This window comes from Paenibacillus sp. FSL L8-0436 (assembly GCF_038593025.1).
Lineage (GTDB): Bacteria > Bacillota > Bacilli > Paenibacillales > Paenibacillaceae > Paenibacillus_AQ.
The window spans coordinates 587,822-605,465 of the sequence record NZ_CP151955.1; the positions used below are offsets into that span (position 1 = coordinate 587,822).

Consider the following 17,644-nt stretch of genomic DNA (forward strand, 5'->3'; position numbering starts at 1 on the left):
CATGACAACGGCACATGCTGAAGCTGCAAAAGGCACTCTCCCGCACGAACCGGAAAAAGCGACGGCGGAAGGCCGCAACAAAGTGCTGGCCTTCTGGTTGTTCCTTGGTGGAGAAGCGGTGCTTTTCGGCACCTTGTTCGCTACCTTCCTGGCGCTGCGAAACCAGACGAATGACGGTCCGTCTGCGAACGAATTGTTCCATCTGCCGCTGGTTGCCGCTGCAACTTTCCTGCTGCTGGTGAGCAGCCTGACGAGCGTATTCGCCATTCAGGCGATGCACCGGAACCAGCCCGCTTTGCTGCGGAACTGGCTGCTGGTTACTGTAGTGCTCGGCGCGGCCTTTCTCGGTCTGGAAATCTACGAATTCAGCGAATATATAAGACACGAGAAATTCGGGATGACTACCAGTGCATTCAGCTCGGCGTTCTATACACTGGTCGGGTTCCACGGTGCTCACGTTGCTTTCGGGATTGTGTGGATCGCCGTGCTGATCGGGCAGCTGAGCTATAAAGGGCTGACGGTGGTCACGGCACCGAAGATTTATGTGTCCGCGATGTATTGGCATTTTATCGATGTGGTATGGGTGTTTATCTTCACGGTTGTTTACCTGCTCGGAAAGGTGGGTTAGCTATGGCGACAGAACAGCATTCTCCGGATAGCGCGGTGAAGCACCGCCACCGGCAGGAAGGGCCGCAGCGGCATATCGTGGTGTTTATCTTCTCTGTTATTCTGACGCTGATTGCCTTCGCAGCTGTTGCGGCCGGAGGAGTCAATGCGACCTTTGCCGTGATTCTGCTGCTGGTCATGGCCGTTCTGCAGGTTTTTCTGCAGATGGGCTTCTGGATGCATCTGAAGGACAAGGGACATTTGATACCGATTCTATTTATGCTGGGCGGCTTTTTTATCGCCGGAACCTGCATTATCATGGCACTGTATTGGGTTTGGTGGGATTAAGGAGGCTTCTGATCATGCTGGGATTACAATATTTCAGCTTTGAGGATTTGTGGAGTCCGCTTTTTCTGGCGGTCCTGCTGCTGCTGACGGCCGGATATTTCGTGTTGATCGGTCCGCTTGCCGGTCGGTTCTCCGGTGCTTCTGCAGTTCCGGTATGGCGCAGGGGGCTGTTTCTTAGCGGAATGCTGGCTCTTTACCTTGCGCAGGGCGGGCCGGTCAGCCTGTTGGGCCATATCTTCTTTTCCTTCCATATGGTCAGTATGGCGCTGTCCTATCTGGTGGCGGTGCCGCTGATTATGCTCGGGATTCCGGACTGGGCCTGGCGTGCTTTTCTTAAGGTGAACCCGCTGCGGCGTTTTGCCTTTCTGGCACAGCCGGTGGTGGCGGCCCTTCTGTTCAACGGACTGTTCTCGCTCTACCATATTCCAGTGGTTCATGATTACGTGATGCTGCATTTTACAGTTCACCGGCTCTATTACGGCCTGCTTTTTCTGACCTCTGTGCTCATGTGGTGGAATCTGATAAATCCTCTGCCGGAGTACAGGAAACTTGGCGGCCTGGGTCAGGTAGGCTTTATCTTCCTGAATATGGTGCTGCTGACACCGGCCTGCGGGCTGATTATTTTTGCGGGGACTCCACTATATGCCACGTACAGTGATCCCGACACCTGGGCGCGGGCGATGGGCTACTGTGTATCGGGAAATCCCGCTTCATTGCTGCAGACGTTCGGCGGTCCGGCGTTCTTCGGATGGCTGTCGCCCAAGGTCGATCAGCAGGTGGGAGGCATCGCCATGAAGTTCATTCAGGAATTTATTTTTGCTTCGATGCTTGCTTATGTGTTCTATCATTGGTATAAAAAAGAGAACGGGCAAGACGATGCGGAGGTTTCCGCGCCATCCGCCGAACCGGGGGATGGCTATTTGAAATACAAGGAAGGTTGAGTCACACGCCTGAAATATCCTTGTATTTCTAAAACAACGGATACCTGAGAGCGATACAGAGTATTGCTGGCATCGGAAGCATACGCTCTGCAAAGAACAATGTAGCGGCTTCTTCTTGCTCGTGCATAGCTGGCGAGCGCCGAGGGGGATAATCATGGATATTTTCACATTGTTTCCAACGATCAGCACATCTTTCATCGTAATCAGTGCGCTATTGGTGGCGGTTGGCTGGAGACAAATCATTAAGGGCAAGCGCGAAGCGCACAAGAAGACAATGATTGCCGCTGCTGTTGCTGCCATCTTGTTTTTCATTGTGTACGTGTCCAGAACGGCATTCGTAGGCAACACATCCTGGGGCGGACCGGCCGATTTGTCGACGCTCTACCACATCTTTCTGATTTTCCATATCGTGCTGGCGACGGTAGCCGCCGTATTCGGCATCACTACGCTGACGCTGGGCTTCAAGGCTCAATTTGCCAAACACCGGAAATGGGGAAGATTTACTGCTGTCATCTGGTTTATTACTGCTATTACGGGTGTCGCTGTGTATGTGCTGCTGTACATCTTTTATCCGGGCGGGCACACAAAGCCGGTCTGGGACATCATATTAAACGCGTAGCTGAAATTGGAATAAGCCTGTGCATCTGCAACCTTTCTGGGGAGCGGACAGCACAGGCTTTTTCTAAATATTAGAATTTATATGCTTCACGCTTGATTATTGCAATCTCCAGGGCATCCTAGCGGTATCCCGGCCATAGCTGTGTTCTCATAAAGGTCAGAATTGCACGCTGAAGCGGCCAAACCGGTGAATCCCCGTGCCGAAATGATCCAGTTCATGATCCCGCAGAAACTTAACTGCCAGCTTCACTTCCTCCAGAATCTCCGCTTCTAGACCCAGTGTATTATGTGAACCGTAAACTTTGTTGATTCCGTCTAATGCAGCCATTCTCTCCAGGGAATTGACCAAATCTGCAGGACTTGTTGAAGGATAAAAAGCATACACAGGCGTCTCATCATACAGCAGATCACCCGTAAACAAATAACCGCGGTCTTTATCGACAAAGCATACATGACCCGGAGAATGCCCGGGAGTGTGGTACACCTTAAGTGTTCTGCCGCCCAGAAAGATGAGGTCCCCATCGCTTAATAAGCCGGCTGGCTCGCCCTGAAAAGGCTTGTAAGCGTCAGGGTCAAAGCCCTCCGGCACAGGCCGGGTCAGATCTCTGCCGATATCCCAGCGGATTTGCTCGATAGACAGACCCTGAATGCCGTGGACCAGCCAGTCCTTATCCGCTTCATGGACATAAATACTGCTGAATAGTCCATGGCCGCCGATATGGTCCGTATGTACATGAGTGGTGAGCACTTCAATCGGCAAGCGGGTCAGCTGATCCGTTATTTCTTTGATATTGCCGATGCCAAGACCGGTATCAATCAGCGCAGCTTTTTCCTCCCCCAGCAGCAGAAAGGAATGCACCTTCTCCCAATGCCCGTATTCGCTGATTGCGAATGTGGCTTCATCCATTTGCTGAACAGTAAACCATGGGTCACTAATCATATGAACCTCCCCGATACTGAGTATCTCGAGTAGCCTACAAATCTCCGCTGATTCCTACTTTATAGCCGATTGAAATTTATTACAAATGATTCTTGACAATGGAAAATACAGGTCATATACTGTGTATATAGATATATACAGTAAGCACAGAGAGATACACACTGAACCGTGTCTATCCGCTGCAGCCTACCGCAGGAGAAACAACAAAGCGAGGTTAAAGGTAATGACAATATTTAGAGACGCCTGGGTGCTGGTCCGTGCAGATTTCCGCGGTGACAAGCTGAACATAGTGAGGGTCCTGCTGTTTTCCATTATCTTTATGGGATATATGGCCGCTATGACTGGAATGGTCACGGAAGACACGCTGAGCGGAACTGACGGAAGGCTGATGTCCGACTTCCTGCTGATTTCAATGATTCCCATGCTGGGCTTCACGTTCTCGCGGCGTACCATGAAATATTTAAGTGAAGACTCCTACACCCGGATGTTGGCTTATATGCGGAGTTTACCTGTTCCGGCTGCGGTGATCCTGTGCAAAAGAAAGCTGGATGCAATGTTCTCATTTTGTCTGAATGGCGTATTGTTCTTCGGTTTAATGTACGCCATTAGTGACAATATACGCAGCCAGCTGTCAGGGACTTCATACGTTGCGTTTGCATTTACCTGGATCGGTTATGGCCTGATGATGACTGGCATCTATATTGTTGTGGAGTTTCTGGTTAGCGGCAAAGCGTACTTTTGGATCACCCTGACCTTGATGCTGCTGTCCTTCGGGGTGGCGCTGCTGATTCAATGGGGCGATGGAAATTTGTTTCTGTACAGCGTCTCCTGCTCGAAGGAATGGGGGCTGTTATCTCCGCTGATGTGGGGAACGCTGCTGCTGGGCACGGTATCCGTGCAATTATTTTCCAAATTGACGATACACCGGCTTAAAAGCCGCGATCTCGTATGAGAGGGCGGAGGTAACATATGTGGATACCGATACAGATTAACGAGAACAGTGCCGAGCCGCTGTACCATCAGATCGAAACCCAGCTCCGGTCGCTGATCATCAGCGGAGGCATCACGGAAGGGACACTGCTTCCCTCCATACGTGAATTTGCCGGAGATCTGAAATGCAGCGTGATCACCGTCCGCCGGGTCTATCAGGATCTGGAGAATGAGGGGCTGCTGCGGACAAGACAGGGAACCGGAACCTTTGTCTCCCATGTGGGTGACGGGGCGATGGAAGAATACAAACGGGATGCCGTCCGTAAAGCTCTGGAAAGTGCGGTGGATGTTGGCCTGTCGGTCCAATGCAGTGAAGAGGAACTGACAGGAATATTTGTGGGGATTGTAAAAGACAAATACAACAAACAGGAATGAAAGGTGGGTTCATCTCATGGTACAGCAGGCCATAGAGCTGCGGAATGTAAGCAAGAAGCGGCGGAGCAGGACAATAGGGCCGCTTAATCTGAATCTCCCGCAAGGCTATATTACCGCACTGGTGGGCCAGAACGGCTCCGGCAAAAGCACGTTACTTCATATGCTGCTGCAGCTGACCTTTCCGGAGGAAGGCGAGATCCTCTGGTTTGAACAGCAGCACAAGGCAGGTCTGCCGCTTGAACTACGCCAGAGCATTGCCTATGTGCCGGAAACTCCGCTAACGGAGGAGAATTACTGGACCTCAGATGAGGCCGCCGAATTCCGCCGGCATTGGTACCCTTCCTGGGATCATGGCTACTTTCAGGAGCTGCAGGATAAATTTGAAGTACCGAGGGGAGCCAAGCTGGGCAAGATGTCCAAAGGTGAACGCCGAAAATTCGAGATTGCCGCTGCGCTGGCTTCCCGGCCCCGGCTGCTGCTGCTGGATGAGCCCTCCTCGGGTCTCGACCCCTTCGCCTGGAAGAGTATGATTGAGTCGATCCGCAAGTATATGGATGAGAGCGATGCGACCGTTGTTATCTCCACCCATATCGTCGAAGAGGTTCGGCGGCTGGCTGATTTTATTGTGCTGATGCATCGGGGACAGCTGCTCGGAATGGCGGAGAAGGACAGCCTGTTTGGTTCATGGAGCGAGGTGTGGGTGAGCGTGCAGGATGAGGAAGAGCTTAGGGAGCTGGCGGCTGAATTGCCGGGGGCTCAGCAGTTTGCACTGGAGACACCGGGAGTCGCTTCATTTATAACCCAGCAATTTAATCAGAATGAGAAACGCCTTCAGGACTTGGGCGTAAAGGTTATCAAGAGCCGCAGTCTGGAGCTGGATGAGATTTTAAGCTTATGGACACAAGGACATCGTCCGATCCTGATCGACCAGAAGAGAGGGGACTAACGAATGGAAGCTTTGAAGCTTGAACAGGTAGTCAAGCAGTATGGAGACAAAACCGCAGTAAACAAAATCAATCTAAAAGTGGAGCAAGGTGAGATTTACGGTCTGCTCGGAGCCAATGGCGCCGGCAAAACAACAACAATGCGCATGGTGCTTGGCCTGATCTATCCCGACGAGGGCAAGATTCTTTACAACGGCAAGTCCTATAGCAATGAACTGCAGCATCTGATGGGCTATCTGCCGGAAGAACGCGGACTGTACCCGAAGGTGAAGGTGAGCGACCAGATTATTTATCTGGCCCGCCTGCGCGGCATGGCAGCAGCCGATGCGGACAAGAGCCTGCGTTATTGGCTGGACCGCTTTGAAGTCCCGGAATATTACAATAAGAAGATTGAAGAGCTCTCCAAGGGGAATCAGCAGAAAATGGGCTTTATCGCCGCGGTTGTCCATAAACCGCAAATCCTGATTCTCGATGAAGCTTTCAGCGGGCTTGATCCCGTCAATGTGGAGCTGCTGAAGGATACCGTCCGCGAAATGCGGGATCAGGGCACCAGCATCCTGTTCTCTACACACCGGATGGAGCATGTTGAGGAGCTATGCCGAAACATTACTATTCTTGACCGTTCCAATACAGTGGTCCAGGGAGATATCCGCGAGATTAAGAAAGGCTACCCGCGCGAGGAGGTTATACTCCGCACAGTGGGTGAAGTGGCAGGCCTGGAAAGTATCGCCGGTGTAACTGCCCTCCAGCGGCAGGAACGGGGATATGTTCTTTCGATCCGCGAGATCAGTGTGGCCCAGCGCATTTTGCAGCATGCTGTTGCACAGGGCGAGGTAGAGCATTTTGAGATCAAGGAACCGACGCTAAACCAAATCTTTATTAGAGCGGTGGGTGAATCCAATGAATAAGATGGGAACGATTATCGGTTTTACATTCAAGAATAAAGTAAGAACCAAGGCCTTTCTGATTACTACGCTGATTCTGGTGGTTCTGCTGAGCATCGGGATGAACATTCCGTATATGGTGAAGCAGTTCCAGGGAGACGACGGGTCCGCAAAGAACCAAGTGCAGATCGGAGTCGTGGCAGAGGATGGCAACCGCGTGGCTGAGCTCCTCCAGGCCTATAGTCCGCCTGAGGGCGTGACCCCGGTAACGATCAGTCCATATGCTACTGCCGATGATGCGGCGCTCAAGAAAGGTCTGGACGAGGAAAACATTGAGGGCTATATCACATTGGGTGCACAGAGCGGTGAAGGCATTCCCGCGGTTACCTACTACAGCAAGAACGGTGAGATTGATTCGGATGTGCAAAGCTATCTGCAGAATGCACTGCAGCAAGCCAATACTCAGCTGATTGTAGGCGATAAGCTGACTGCGGAACAGGTGGCTGCGATGTACACCCCGGTATCCATCGGTACCCAGCAGATCAGCTCAGAAGGTGCCGGAAATGAAGGTGCGGCAAAGGAATCACCGCCAATTATCAACTACGTGATTGTATATGCCCTGCTTATGCTGTTCTTTATGTCGATTATGATGACAGGCAATATGATCTCCGCCGAAATCACTTCGGAGAAAAGCTCACGTATCATGGAGATCCTGATTACGAGCGCTGCACCGTTGACGCAAATGTTCGGCAAGGTAATCGGCATCTTCCTGGTCGGCATCCTGCAAATTGCGGTTATCTCCGCAAGCGTAGCTGCGAACCTTATGCTTCCGCATAATGCCAGTATCCTGACCGATTTTGATCTTGATCTGGGGCAGCTGGACATCAGCATCCTTCTATACGGACTGGTACTCTATATTCTGGGCTACTTCCTGTACGCCTTGATGTACGCAGCTGTAGGTTCCATTGTCAGCCGTACCGAGGACCTGGGGCAGGCGATCATGCCAATCCTTATGCTGGGCTTCGTCAATTTATATCTTCCGATGTTCAGCATCTCTGTCCCGGATACCATGCTGGTTAAAGTAGCAAGCTTTGTTCCATTCACTTCTCCGCTCAGCATGCTGCTGCGTATTGGTGTTGGCGAGGTAGCGACCTGGGAGATTCTGGTCTCAATTCTCATCTTACTGGCAACCACCTTACTGTTCGGCTGGCTGGCCGCCAAGATCTACCGCACGGGAGTGCTGATGTACGGCAAACGCCCAAGCATCAAGGAGATCAGAAAAGCGATGAAGGCCTACAAAATTTAATTGGAATCATCAATTGTGGGTAATACGTGATGTTGTCACACGCAGGACGTACTAATGTCATAGATAATCTGAAGGTTTGTCATAGAAATCCTAAAAGAATTCTAGATAAAAGCTGATATATCAAGGAATTTGAGTGGTTGTTGCTTTAGATTTCAAGTATTCGGAAAGTGTCTTTTCATAAGATTGAAAATCCAAACGGTTGAATATGAAATAGCACTTTCCGAATCAGAAATTTGGGGGAGTTATGAATAAAATTGGAGATAACATTCGGTCATTAAGAAAAAGGATTGGATTAACCCAAATTGATTTTTCTAGACAAATTGGCATATCACAAGGAACTTTGAGCGATATTGAACAAGGCCATTGTAATCCATCGGTTGAAACGGTCCTGTCTATACATGAAAAATATGGAGTTAGTTTAAACTTGATTTTGAAGGGATTTGAGGATGTTCAATCGGTGAAGATAGATTTGAAAGACAGGAGAAATGATGAGGAAGAGCTTATTGAAATCATAAAGATGCTTTCCCCCGAAGCGCTATCAGATCTCCTTGACTATGCTAATTATAAACATAAAAAGACCCAGGAAAGTTAATGATGCTCTAGGTGGCTGTAATCGAAAATTAATATAGACTCTCGCTCAGAAGTGATATTTTGATTAGCCGGTGATATTAATCTTTAATAAGGGATAGAAACGATGAATAAAAAACAACAACAAACTGTAGGAATGCAGTTCTTGGCTTCTTCCACAACGATTGGCGCCAGCCAAATCATCCAGTCAAACGGAAGCAATCTAATGGATTTCACGCAAGGGATGCTAACGGGGATTGGAATTGTGGGGATGTTGCTGGCCGTCGTAACCGCTGGAAGATATAATAAGCGCAGTCAATAGTACGAAAGTGTAACAGGTGAAAAAAAGCTCATCCGATACTGGATGGGCTTTTTTAGTGTGGATATCTTTAAAATATCACTGGCTAATCATCATAGTGAGATAAACTTTTAGACTAGTGTTCGGAGAAAATAATGTATTAGACTGTCAGGAGTTTCATTAAGCTAACGGGCAGGATAGCTTAATGACTTCGCCGAATAATCTACATATAGAGCTATTTTCAAAGCTTGTAAATAAGGCGTAATAGAAATTGCTTAGTAGCCATACTAAAAATAGGAGGATTACCAAGGTGAGTATCTCGTTTAGACATTCTTCTGGATTTGGAAAACGTATTGAATACTATCTAATAGGCTTAATGCTAAAAGAAGGTATAGATGTCTACGTACCTTTAGTCGATGACAATGCAATTGATGCAATAATTAAAAAAGCGGACGGCAGTTACATTGAAATACAAATTAAAGCCAGATCTCAAGATGTTAACCCTGGGGATGCTGCGTTGTTTGCAGCTATAAATCATAAAGATAGAGAAAATTATTATTTTGTATTTTATTCTGAAAGACTAAAAAAGACTTGGATATTGTCTTCCAAAGAGTTTATAGAGGAAGCAGCATTAAATAAGTCTGGGAAAAATATTGGAAAGAGATCGATTTGGTTTAATGGCACAAAAACAAACAAGATTACTAAAGAAAAATTGAATATGCTAAAGAAAAATACAATAAGTACCTTGTGAATGATTTTAGCAAGTTCTATTAGAGATTCGAGAAAGAAGATATCACTTAATATATTCAAGCTTCGAGCATTAGCCCTCCGTCTAGAACTGGGCGGTAGAGATGCGAGCATTTTCAGCAGGAAACATGCATTTTTCTATGATAAGAGCTATCTGTGAAATGACATCGTAATACAAGAACTCTATCAGATATCTTACAGGAAGGAAATCTTTATAATGACGAATAATAATTTTAAGGTGTTTAAGCTTGAGGAGAAAATAGATTTTATTATCTACTTGAGATTCTTAATAATATCAACTCATAAACAGATGAAGAGATACAAATCATATTTAAAGAATTTAGAGTACTTAGTTAAAAACTTAGATTTACATAATGAAAATGTTACTTCTATAAGTGGTGATATCTATGATGATTTTTCTGATAGGCTTGGCAAGCTGCACATTGATTTATTAAATACTTTTGCAGATGAATCAAACTCAGCAGCTTCTTATAAAAAGTGTAGAAAGTTAATGGAACGAAAAAAAGATCAATTAGGTATTGATGAGTTGTCAGAAGAGATTAAAGAAATATTAGCTCAGCTAAATAATAATCGTAATTGGTCATCTCATATTCCCGAATCATTAATTCATGCTCAATTTGAAGCAGCAGATAAATATGGTTTTGAAAGTGGAAAAGAAGATATTATTAACAAGCCAAACCCTATTACTATCTTTATGTACAGTAGCTATGAAAAAGGATGGATATTAAGCTTAATTGATGAAGCATTTAGATTACATAAAGCATATAGTAAGATTTTTCAACAAATGAAGAAAGACTATTCAAGATTAGTAGGGCAAAGTGTAGAAATAATTACTGAATATCAAATTAGTGATAGACCGTTTGAAGAGGATTTTGCAGTACCTGTAATTTCAATGCAAATGCAAACCAAGAAATATGGGAAGGTTTAATACTAATTCAAGAAAGTTGACGACAACCGATAACATAATATTCAAGCGGCTGCCCTTTATGGAGCCTCGATCTGCAGAATGAAGAAGCAATGATTCTGATGCCCCTACATTCACTCTTTGGGTCTAACTTCTTTTAGTCTAAGAAGCAGAAACAGTAGCAAACCTTGTACTAGCTAAGTCCCATCGGCCACGGCAGCGTAAGCCCAGTGATTTGTGAATGTCATTGCGCTAACGGGCAAGATGAGACGTTTATAATAACCGAGGGAGGAATTTAATTGGAAATTGAGCCCCATAACGGAAGAAGTTCTAGTGGAAGAACGAAGTATTTTACTGTTACTGGTCCGAAGGGAATTATGCGAATTGGTGTCACATATACGAGTAGAAAGAAGAACGGTGTTTTCTTTAAACGTGAATTTCAAGTCGATGAAATTAATACGGGGAACGGCTGGACCGATGAATGTCCAGATACTCGGGCAATACTGCTTAACACCATCGGTGAAACGTTCGAAGGAAAGAGAGACCGAATAAAATGGCTCGAAGCCGTATATAATGGTTCGCGTCTCCCTAAAACGATCTCATCGATTGCAACAGATTAAGCTAACGGAAAACACTAGTTTGATACATCAGGCAGATTAAAGCCTCTCCTTAGAAGCAAACTAGATTTAATAGCTTCTAAAGGGAGGTTTTGTTATGAACTTAAATGAGTTGTGGTGTTTGTATTAGGCTGACAAACGCATTCAAGGGTTCAGTTCAAAAACATTAAAAGCGTACGCCTTGCAGCACAAGATGTTAGTGCTGGAGCTAGGCAATCGCGATGTCACAGAGGTAACGTTAACTATACTGAAGGAGTACTTAGCAGAACAAGCAGTACGTTTGAAGCCAAACAGCCTTGGTCATCGAATTCGTTTTGTTCGTTCTCTTTTCCGCTATGCTTATGAAGAGACTTATCTGACTTCAAATCCTTCTCTAAATTTGAGAGGACCCAAATTAGATAAGCGCATAACAGTCTTTGTTTTTTGTGTTCGTATTTTTGATTGTTAGTCAATGCTCACTGAAGGATAAACTAGCGCTCTCTAGTAAATTCATTTATTCGCAGCCTACTCCGTCACCATCACGATCAAGTTTGCGTGAATATCCTGGATCTCCAGCATATATTGGGTCAGCTCCGGCAGCTCGAACGGCATCACAATTCTTGTAATAGACATCTTGGATCGGCTCTTTTGTATCCGTAGGCTTTTTAGTCGGTTTACTTGTTGCAACAGGTTTTTTAGTTGCAACGGGCTTCTTAGTAGCCACGGGGTTCGGTGTTTGAGTTGGTGAGACTTTATTTCTTGAAACTCCAGGTTTGGTGGTTGCTGTTGGTATAATAGTGGCCTGGGGACTTTTCGTTACTTTTATCGCATTTACATCATAACCAGAATTGGTTACATAGCCTTCGATACTCCATATTCCACGCTTTTCATTCTGTGCGTTTTTTTGAATAGCACGGAACTTCTCCTCATATTTAACATTAGGTTGATAGACAACTACTCGCGCTAATCCTTCCTTGAGGAGCATCTCATTTATCATGTTACCATCTAAATAAGCGTATGCAAGTAGTCGTCCGTATTGATCCCTTTCAGATTCGTCTACTTCAAGCTCGATTGTTTTTCCGCTTAGAGTTTTTTTAGTGAAGTCATTTGCTTCTTGTCCGAAAGGTTGGGCTGCTTTATTGGAAAGTTTGGTTTCAGGCGCATCGACCAAAAGGAGTCGTACCTTTTCCTCAGATCCATCTAGTATGTTTACTGTAAAAGTATCCCCATCTGTTACTTCTACCACTTTAGCTTCAATTAATTTACTAGAAGGCGTTACCTCTTTATTAGCGGTACCTGAAGCAATTTCTACTTTAGGTTGGTCTGATGCCTCAACAATGGTACTAACATTATTACCAGTCGGAGAAGGTGATGGTATTGCTGAACTTAAAACAGGATCTTGCGATTTAGGTATAATAATCAGGGCTAGAATAAAACAAATCAATAGCTGAATCCCAGTGTACTTTGAAACACTCTTTCGGTTTCGTTTATTGGGATCCCCCCACCAGATAACTTTCTGAGGAAGAATCATTCCAATTAGCCAAATTGGGATTGCGGCGAGGGCAATAAAAAGAAAATTAATAGCAATGGCCTCACGAAAAGTTAAGTTTAAAAGCAATAGGATTTCAAACAAAAGTAAGATTCCACCTACAATGAGAGTTTTCTTTGAACGCGACATAGTAGACTCCTTTTATTTATTTGAGCATTTTGCATAATTCAATTTTCAATTCAAAGTCAAAGTCGGGCCACTTCCAAAGCTCCGTTTTTGATATTTGGGTTATAAGTAGGCAGACGGACAGAATTTCGGTGAAGCTGAAATTTTTAAGCGGCGTTTTGTACTCGTTGCTTCGCGATGGCAAGCGCAGAGGCAAGTAACACAATTGCATTTAAATATTGGTAAGTTGTCACTTTTTGAATACCCCAAACATGGAGCTGGTCAGCGGTTAAATAGGTCTTCATTCGAGAATTGCAGCGCTCCACACTGGTTCGTTTATTGTAAAGTTCTTTCCAGCCTCGGCTTTCCCGGTGCGGCAGCGCATAGCGCCGGAGATCCATTTGACTATTGATTTTAACGACCATTCCATAATTGGAAGACGAACAAGCGGCCATGCCCAAAGGACAATCTACTTGACCTGTCGCATGCGGACAACGGAATTTCAAATGTGTTTTCTCTTGACCCCAATACGTCATGGGAAAACCCATCGAACAACAGGGGGTGCCTTTGCGGGTGATCCCAGCGGGCGGTTCCTTTTCATTCCGTGGATTGAGAGGGATAACGGCTTGGGCCTTGACGTTCCGGGCCGCCTCGTAGTTTTTCATTTGGTCGTAGCCCGCATCCAGCATGAAGAATTTCGCCTTGGATTTCGCAGCGGCAAGCGCTATGAGCACAGGCCCTTCGTCTCCGTCGTTCACATGGGCAGGGGTCACCTGGAGTGCCATGGGAAGTTCGCTCTTTGCATCGACGGCCAGATGCAGCTTATAGCCAAACCACTTGACTTTGTTGCCAAAGCTATCAAATTTCGCACCCCAGTTGGCATTGCCGGTAAGTTCACTTTTTCGTTTGGGTTCTTTTTTTTCGTAGGCGTGAATGGCTGCACTGTCGATCGCGACATGAGTGCCGGCGATGATTCCAGCCTCTTGGCACTGAGCCACAAGATCCTCAAACAACTGCTTTGCAAGGCTTTTGCGAGTCAACTCGGCAAAGACTCGGCTTAACGTGGAAATCGAAGGGGCGGGGAGATCCAGCCGAAGTCCACATTGGTAACGGAAACGAAGGTCAAACTCCAGTCTGCGCGCTAGGCCGGTGAACGTATCGATGTTCTCTAAGGGAGCCGCGAGTAACGCGCGAAGAATGCCTTGCCGACAGTGTCCATCCGCTCCTCGGGGTGAAGGATTCCTCAATTCTCTCGCATAAGGACGCAGGTCAAGTGCGCTGAAAAAGATGGGCAGACGTTCTTTGGAATCAATTTTTTGAAGCTCCTCAAAGGAAAATAGACTTTCTTGGAGAATATACATAGTGACTTCACTCCCTTGGGTTTTCTCGTTTGGTCACTTGAAAACTTCTCCAAGTTGGGGTGAAGTCCTTTTTTATGCTTGAAATTGCTTTGTGTAACAAGGGTTTAGATTAATGCAAAATGCTCGAATAAGAAGTGTTAGTTAATTAATAGAAATAAATTCCTTTAAAAAATTATACAGGTGGTGTTTTTTAAATGAAGAAAACAAGATTAGTAGGCGCTTTACTATCCGTTTTTATTTTGGCTATAAGCATTCCAACTAGTGCATTTGCTGATTTTTTTGCAGGCGGACGTTCTTCTGCAAAGTTTAATGCCTATTACGATTCTTCCGTAGTAACATATGGATATGAAGGAATATATGATACGGCAAGAGCAAGTTGGGGGGGGATTTCTTCTAATGTTGCCATTGGGAAAACCACCTCATCGAGTGGCTTGCCAGACAAATATTATGTTGGCTTTTCAGCTGATCCTACTTTTCTTGGATTATCTTCTTATTACGATGCAAATGGAAATCCCGTAAATAATAATGTACCAAGAGCATTTACGACCTTCGCAAGCTATAATAATAATTTAATTGTATATGAATCTCCTGGTTCATCAGCAGTAAGAATTTCAAATGCAATTCATGAACTTGGTCATACCTTATCTTTGGCTCATACGACACAATCAGGTATAACCGATTCTGTAATGTTTCAAGGTGTTCAAACAATTGGCCCTCAACAGTATGACAAGAACCAACTTAAAGCAAAATGGGGAAATTAAAATTAGGGGTGATACATTGTGTTGAAGAAAAAAATTAAATTTAACAGCAAGCAGATAATTATCCTTGCTTTGATAGCATTAACTATTGCCATTATCAATACTTCAGGATTGGCAGCAAACAATAAAGCTGAAAGTACGCCCATTGAAAAAGCAGAGACAATAAATATGGATGCAAATTATATTCTATTTAATGATGTAAATCAATTAGACCAAGCTGCAGACTTAATTCTCGTTGGTAGTCCTACAATGGATTTTCCTGAAAGAGAACATATTACAACGTATTTTGGAGATGGAGCAATTCAGGACTTCTATACACTAACTGATTTGAAAATCGATAAAATTTTAAAAGGTCCTCAAGATTTTAATCTTGCAACATCGCAATCGCTTAAGATTATTGAACCAATAGGATATGCAAAACCTGAAAAAAAAGAAAATAAGATTACTCGTGAAGAATATTCTGAACTAGAAAAAGGGGAGAAATATATTATATTTTTGATGCAAAATGACCAAGGTCAGTACGTTGTAATTAACGTGAACAACGGTAAATTCAACCTTAATGAGACAGAAGTTTCTTTTGCTTCGGATTCAGAGAATGTAAAACATGAAAAAATTAAGAAGGAGGTTTTTTCGAAATATAAAATAAAAGAATAATGATTTATTTATGATACCAAATAATAATGAGCTGCATTATGCGCGCATTGAAAAGTGATCATAGGTTTTAACTAAGGAAGCCGTGGTTCGGAAACTGCGGCTTCCTTTAGTTCGCCCAGCATGGGTGCTATCTTTAGAGTTCATGTCCAGAATGGTGAAGGCAATATTAGCCATTAGCTTAGACAAGGGTTTCCACCGTGAACTGAGTCAGTACCTTTAAGCTGGTGCGGATACTTCTCGCTGGCGGATACACCAGTCTTTCAAACGATAGATAGATGGTTTCGAAGGAAGCTGCAAATGTGCCTTTGGAAGCACTGGAAGAACCCACGAATCAAAGCTGTTGACTATGATGCCTCTGTTTGCGTTCTAAGGCTTGTTTCTATACGTCTCTACATATAGAGAATGGAGAGTTCAGGATCCTGCTGGTTAAATGAAGGGTTATAGTGTACCTTATTTAATAAGATAAGGAGTGGTAATCTTGAAAAAAAACAATCAAATCCCCGCGATCCTCGCAGCTTCAATTCTGCTGATTCTGCTCAGCAGCATGCTTAAGCCGGAGGGCTCTACCCTGCTGGGTGTGCTGCAGACGTTAATGCTCGGAGTGGGCTTGCTGGGCTGCTGTACAGCGGCCTGGAGATTCGCCAAAGGCGGCAAGGGCAAGAGCTGAGTATAAATAGAAAAGGCCGCAGCACTATGCTGCGGCTTTTTCATGCGCTTTGACAAGTTGCTATATTCCATACGCAGCTATACAACAAACAAGTTTGCTTCAGGCCGCAACGTTTCCAACCGGCACATTTGCTCGCGCACATGTCTCAGCCGGGTTTTCAGCACTGGCACGCTTTGCTCAAGAATGGTGCTGATTGCCGGCAGGGGCAGCAGCATGCCGTACCATAACACCTGCACAATCTGATCCTCCCAGGCTAATCCATTGGAAACAAAGAGGCTGCACTCCTCTGCAGCCCGGGAGCATTGCTGAATGCACTCCCGGTACGCATCCAGAGAGAAAGGCTGCGGGATGAAATCATCATGAAGGTACCGGGTATAAAGCTCAGTGAAGGTCTTCATCGCAGTCTTTTCAGCAACGGCACCCTCTCCCAGCAGCAGACTGGTGAGTGCATAAATATTTCCGGTGTTCTTTTGGACATATTCCGCAAACCCGCTGGCAGCTGTCCATTCCGGGGATAATGGGTCTGGCATGTCTTCACGTTCCTTCCTGAATAAGAAATTATAAGATGGAGAAATAAGCGATGGATCTGTCCATTAGCTCGGCTATGTCCGGTTCCTGCCAGCTGCCTTTATGCAGCAGGGAACTTGAAGGTTTATAGTACATCCGTCTGAAGGGGGGCGTACCGCCGGCCCCAGCTGTACGGGAATAGGGGACCATTTGCAGATGTGACGTGACGACCTTGCCTTGCAGCTTGGCTTTTAAATCCAGCAGGGCCGTTTGCACGATTTCTTGCTGACCCGGCTCCCACTGCGCACCTAGCTGCTGTACAATTTCTATGGCTTCTTCCAGCCTGTGATTGCGTATACTTCTCAGAAAGCTGCTCCATTTAATGACGTCAAAATGATCGCCTTCCGCAGACAGTATCCCCGCTCCCCAGCTGCACCCAGCCTTGCACGTAAGCTTCAGCACACCATACCGGCATTTGCCGGATGACTCCGTGGCATGATGGAATGGCCAGGGGGCATCGAATACAAACACTTCTATACGTAACAGCCTGCGCTGGTTCATTTCGTTTTCCCTCCTACCCATTTATAAGCTGCAGCCTCAGCACAAAAAACCGCAGCAGAGGAGGACCTCTGCTGCGGTTTTGGTACAGGCTTAAATACACCTGGCGCAAAAACGTGGCGGATCAAGGTTCTCTCTAGTCGCTTACGGGGTTAGCTGTCGGATTCGGACGGTGAGAGTCGCCCTACCTAATGAGACCACAGTCTCCTTCGGATTCACCCCAAGAAAGATAAGGTAATGGATAATATGAAGCTTATCCCTTCTTATCTTCCAGGTAAGGCCCTGCGGGCCTGATGGTTCCCCCGTTTCCCGCATTGCGGGAATTCAGCGTTCATATCGCATTTCATGTATTGGATTCAAACCGAATCATACTCTTTTCGCATGAGCTTTGTAAAAAGGA

At 45.7% G+C, this 17,644-nt stretch carries 24 protein-coding genes and 1 riboswitch; of the genes, 19 read left to right on the forward strand and 5 right to left on the reverse strand.

From position 1 onward, the window contains the following. Position 1: 1 nt before the first annotated feature. The 4 genes from NSS79_RS02750 to NSS79_RS02765 all read left to right on the forward strand — a co-directional run bounded on the left by NSS79_RS02750 (position 2) and on the right by NSS79_RS02765 (position 2,514). Positions 2 to 628 (forward strand): cytochrome (ubi)quinol oxidase subunit III, encoded by a 627-nt coding sequence (locus NSS79_RS02750; RefSeq protein ID WP_340895111.1) that lies wholly within the window; start codon positions 2 to 4, stop codon positions 626 to 628. A 2-nt stretch (positions 629 to 630) separates the two neighbouring features. Further along, on the forward strand, positions 631 to 954 hold the full coding sequence (locus NSS79_RS02755; protein WP_342438190.1) for a cytochrome C oxidase subunit IV family protein: 324 nt from the start codon (positions 631 to 633) through the stop codon (positions 952 to 954). A gap of 14 nt (positions 955 to 968) precedes the next feature. Beyond that, positions 969 to 1,895, forward strand: coding sequence for a cytochrome c oxidase assembly factor CtaG (gene ctaG / locus NSS79_RS02760; protein ID WP_342438191.1), 927 nt, complete (start codon positions 969 to 971; stop codon positions 1,893 to 1,895). 154 nt (positions 1,896 to 2,049) lie between these two features. Further along, positions 2,050 to 2,514, forward strand: a complete 465-nt coding sequence (locus tag NSS79_RS02765) for a DUF420 domain-containing protein (RefSeq protein ID WP_342438192.1) — start codon at positions 2,050 to 2,052, stop codon at positions 2,512 to 2,514. A 156-nt stretch (positions 2,515 to 2,670) separates the two neighbouring features. Here NSS79_RS02765 and NSS79_RS02770 read toward each other — a convergent pair whose 3' ends face one another. Next, positions 2,671 to 3,453 carry an MBL fold metallo-hydrolase gene (locus NSS79_RS02770; RefSeq protein WP_342438193.1) on the reverse strand — a complete coding sequence of 261 codons (783 nt, stop codon included), beginning with the start codon at positions 3,451 to 3,453 and terminating at the stop codon, positions 2,671 to 2,673. Between the two features lie 223 nt (positions 3,454 to 3,676). Here NSS79_RS02770 and NSS79_RS02775 point away from each other — a divergent pair, with 223 nt between their 5' ends. The 11 genes from NSS79_RS02775 to NSS79_RS02825 all read left to right on the forward strand — a co-directional run bounded on the left by NSS79_RS02775 (position 3,677) and on the right by NSS79_RS02825 (position 11,554). Further along, complete coding sequence (locus NSS79_RS02775; protein ID WP_342438194.1) at positions 3,677 to 4,405, forward strand: hypothetical protein; 729 nt, start codon at positions 3,677 to 3,679, stop codon at positions 4,403 to 4,405. A 17-nt stretch (positions 4,406 to 4,422) separates the two neighbouring features. After that, complete coding sequence (locus tag NSS79_RS02780) at positions 4,423 to 4,818, forward strand: GntR family transcriptional regulator (protein WP_342438195.1); 396 nt, start codon at positions 4,423 to 4,425, stop codon at positions 4,816 to 4,818. Between the two features lie 16 nt (positions 4,819 to 4,834). Continuing rightward, a complete protein-coding gene (locus NSS79_RS02785; protein ID WP_342438196.1) occupies positions 4,835 to 5,764 on the forward strand; it encodes an ABC transporter ATP-binding protein in 930 nt (309 codons plus the stop codon). Positions 5,765 to 5,767: 3 nt separating this feature from the next. Then, complete coding sequence (locus NSS79_RS02790; RefSeq protein WP_342438197.1) at positions 5,768 to 6,670, forward strand: ATP-binding cassette domain-containing protein; 903 nt, start codon at positions 5,768 to 5,770, stop codon at positions 6,668 to 6,670. Further along, the gene (locus NSS79_RS02795) at positions 6,663 to 7,952 is read left to right on the forward strand and encodes an ABC transporter permease (RefSeq protein WP_342438198.1); all 1,290 of its coding nucleotides are present in this window, start codon (positions 6,663 to 6,665) and stop codon (positions 7,950 to 7,952) included. The genes NSS79_RS02790 and NSS79_RS02795 overlap by 8 nt, the downstream gene beginning before the upstream one ends. 244 nt (positions 7,953 to 8,196) lie before the next feature. Further along, complete coding sequence (locus NSS79_RS02800; protein WP_342438199.1) at positions 8,197 to 8,544, forward strand: helix-turn-helix transcriptional regulator; 348 nt, start codon at positions 8,197 to 8,199, stop codon at positions 8,542 to 8,544. A 102-nt stretch (positions 8,545 to 8,646) separates the two neighbouring features. Next, positions 8,647 to 8,841 carry a hypothetical protein gene (locus NSS79_RS02805; protein WP_342438200.1) on the forward strand — a complete coding sequence of 65 codons (195 nt, stop codon included), beginning with the start codon at positions 8,647 to 8,649 and terminating at the stop codon, positions 8,839 to 8,841. A 286-nt stretch (positions 8,842 to 9,127) separates the two neighbouring features. Beyond that, positions 9,128 to 9,568 carry a hypothetical protein gene (locus NSS79_RS02810; RefSeq protein WP_342438201.1) on the forward strand — a complete coding sequence of 147 codons (441 nt, stop codon included), beginning with the start codon at positions 9,128 to 9,130 and terminating at the stop codon, positions 9,566 to 9,568. Positions 9,569 to 9,781: 213 nt separating this feature from the next. Next, the gene (locus NSS79_RS02815) at positions 9,782 to 10,513 is read left to right on the forward strand and encodes a hypothetical protein (protein ID WP_342438202.1); all 732 of its coding nucleotides are present in this window, start codon (positions 9,782 to 9,784) and stop codon (positions 10,511 to 10,513) included. 275 nt (positions 10,514 to 10,788) lie between these two features. Beyond that, positions 10,789 to 11,109 (forward strand): hypothetical protein, encoded by a 321-nt coding sequence (locus NSS79_RS02820; RefSeq protein ID WP_342438203.1) that lies wholly within the window; start codon positions 10,789 to 10,791, stop codon positions 11,107 to 11,109. Positions 11,110 to 11,299: 190 nt separating this feature from the next. Next, positions 11,300 to 11,554, forward strand: coding sequence for a phage integrase SAM-like domain-containing protein (locus NSS79_RS02825; protein ID WP_342438204.1), 255 nt, complete (start codon positions 11,300 to 11,302; stop codon positions 11,552 to 11,554). A gap of 45 nt (positions 11,555 to 11,599) precedes the next feature. Here NSS79_RS02825 and NSS79_RS02830 read toward each other — a convergent pair whose 3' ends face one another. After that, entirely contained in the window at positions 11,600 to 12,763 is a 1,164-nt protein-coding gene (locus NSS79_RS02830) for a thermonuclease family protein (RefSeq protein ID WP_342438205.1), read from the reverse strand. Between the two features lie 143 nt (positions 12,764 to 12,906). Continuing rightward, complete coding sequence (locus NSS79_RS02835) at positions 12,907 to 14,100, reverse strand: transposase (RefSeq protein ID WP_342436458.1); 1,194 nt, start codon at positions 14,098 to 14,100, stop codon at positions 12,907 to 12,909. A 194-nt stretch (positions 14,101 to 14,294) separates the two neighbouring features. Here NSS79_RS02835 and NSS79_RS02840 point away from each other — a divergent pair, with 194 nt between their 5' ends. The 4 genes from NSS79_RS02840 (at position 14,295) to NSS79_RS02855 (ending at position 16,179) form a co-directional block, all read left to right on the forward strand. Further along, on the forward strand, positions 14,295 to 14,861 hold the full coding sequence (locus NSS79_RS02840) for a hypothetical protein (RefSeq protein ID WP_342438206.1): 567 nt from the start codon (positions 14,295 to 14,297) through the stop codon (positions 14,859 to 14,861). Between the two features lie 18 nt (positions 14,862 to 14,879). Then, a complete protein-coding gene (locus tag NSS79_RS02845) occupies positions 14,880 to 15,512 on the forward strand; it encodes a hypothetical protein (protein WP_342438207.1) in 633 nt (210 codons plus the stop codon). A 267-nt stretch (positions 15,513 to 15,779) separates the two neighbouring features. Beyond that, on the forward strand, positions 15,780 to 15,911 hold the full coding sequence (locus tag NSS79_RS02850) for a hypothetical protein (RefSeq protein ID WP_340899636.1): 132 nt from the start codon (positions 15,780 to 15,782) through the stop codon (positions 15,909 to 15,911). Between the two features lie 79 nt (positions 15,912 to 15,990). Next, on the forward strand, positions 15,991 to 16,179 hold the full coding sequence (locus NSS79_RS02855) for a hypothetical protein (RefSeq protein WP_038585425.1): 189 nt from the start codon (positions 15,991 to 15,993) through the stop codon (positions 16,177 to 16,179). Between the two features lie 77 nt (positions 16,180 to 16,256). On the opposite strand, the gene NSS79_RS02860 is transcribed toward NSS79_RS02855, so the two are convergent. Beyond that, positions 16,257 to 16,709, reverse strand: a complete 453-nt coding sequence (locus NSS79_RS02860; protein WP_342438208.1) for a hypothetical protein — start codon at positions 16,707 to 16,709, stop codon at positions 16,257 to 16,259. 28 nt (positions 16,710 to 16,737) lie between these two features. Then, entirely contained in the window at positions 16,738 to 17,247 is a 510-nt protein-coding gene (locus NSS79_RS02865; RefSeq protein ID WP_342438209.1) for a hypothetical protein, read from the reverse strand. Between the two features lie 124 nt (positions 17,248 to 17,371). Further along, positions 17,372 to 17,584: riboswitch (cyclic di-AMP (ydaO/yuaA leader) on the reverse strand. Positions 17,585 to 17,644 lie beyond the last annotated feature (60 nt).

Bases quoted from the DNA above. Each gene is read 5' to 3' on its own strand.
- ctaG (WP_342438191.1), top strand. From the start codon at position 969: ATGCTGGGATTACAATATTTCAGCTTTGAGGATTTGTGGAGTCCGCTT.
- NSS79_RS02765 (WP_342438192.1), top strand. From the start codon at position 2,050: ATGGATATTTTCACATTGTTTCCAACGATCAGCACATCTTTCATCGTA.
- NSS79_RS02790 (WP_342438197.1), top strand. From the start codon at position 5,768: ATGGAAGCTTTGAAGCTTGAACAGGTAGTCAAGCAGTATGGAGACAAA.
- NSS79_RS02860 (WP_342438208.1), bottom strand. From the start codon at position 16,709: ATGCCAGACCCATTATCCCCGGAATGGACAGCTGCCAGCGGGTTTGCG.
- NSS79_RS02780 (WP_342438195.1), top strand. From the start codon at position 4,423: ATGTGGATACCGATACAGATTAACGAGAACAGTGCCGAGCCGCTGTAC.
- NSS79_RS02865 (WP_342438209.1), bottom strand. From the start codon at position 17,247: ATGAACCAGCGCAGGCTGTTACGTATAGAAGTGTTTGTATTCGATGCC.
- NSS79_RS02795 (WP_342438198.1), top strand. From the start codon at position 6,663: ATGAATAAGATGGGAACGATTATCGGTTTTACATTCAAGAATAAAGTA.
- NSS79_RS02835 (WP_342436458.1), bottom strand. From the start codon at position 14,100: ATGTATATTCTCCAAGAAAGTCTATTTTCCTTTGAGGAGCTTCAAAAA.
- NSS79_RS02785 (WP_342438196.1), top strand. From the start codon at position 4,835: ATGGTACAGCAGGCCATAGAGCTGCGGAATGTAAGCAAGAAGCGGCGG.
- NSS79_RS02750 (WP_340895111.1), top strand. From the start codon at position 2: ATGACAACGGCACATGCTGAAGCTGCAAAAGGCACTCTCCCGCACGAA.
- NSS79_RS02815 (WP_342438202.1), top strand. From the start codon at position 9,782: ATGACGAATAATAATTTTAAGGTGTTTAAGCTTGAGGAGAAAATAGAT.
- NSS79_RS02800 (WP_342438199.1), top strand. From the start codon at position 8,197: ATGAATAAAATTGGAGATAACATTCGGTCATTAAGAAAAAGGATTGGA.
- NSS79_RS02755 (WP_342438190.1), top strand. From the start codon at position 631: ATGGCGACAGAACAGCATTCTCCGGATAGCGCGGTGAAGCACCGCCAC.
- NSS79_RS02775 (WP_342438194.1), top strand. From the start codon at position 3,677: ATGACAATATTTAGAGACGCCTGGGTGCTGGTCCGTGCAGATTTCCGC.
- NSS79_RS02805 (WP_342438200.1), top strand. From the start codon at position 8,647: ATGAATAAAAAACAACAACAAACTGTAGGAATGCAGTTCTTGGCTTCT.
- NSS79_RS02825 (WP_342438204.1), top strand. From the start codon at position 11,300: ATGTTAGTGCTGGAGCTAGGCAATCGCGATGTCACAGAGGTAACGTTA.
- NSS79_RS02840 (WP_342438206.1), top strand. From the start codon at position 14,295: ATGAAGAAAACAAGATTAGTAGGCGCTTTACTATCCGTTTTTATTTTG.
- NSS79_RS02830 (WP_342438205.1), bottom strand. From the start codon at position 12,763: ATGTCGCGTTCAAAGAAAACTCTCATTGTAGGTGGAATCTTACTTTTG.
- NSS79_RS02770 (WP_342438193.1), bottom strand. From the start codon at position 3,453: ATGATTAGTGACCCATGGTTTACTGTTCAGCAAATGGATGAAGCCACA.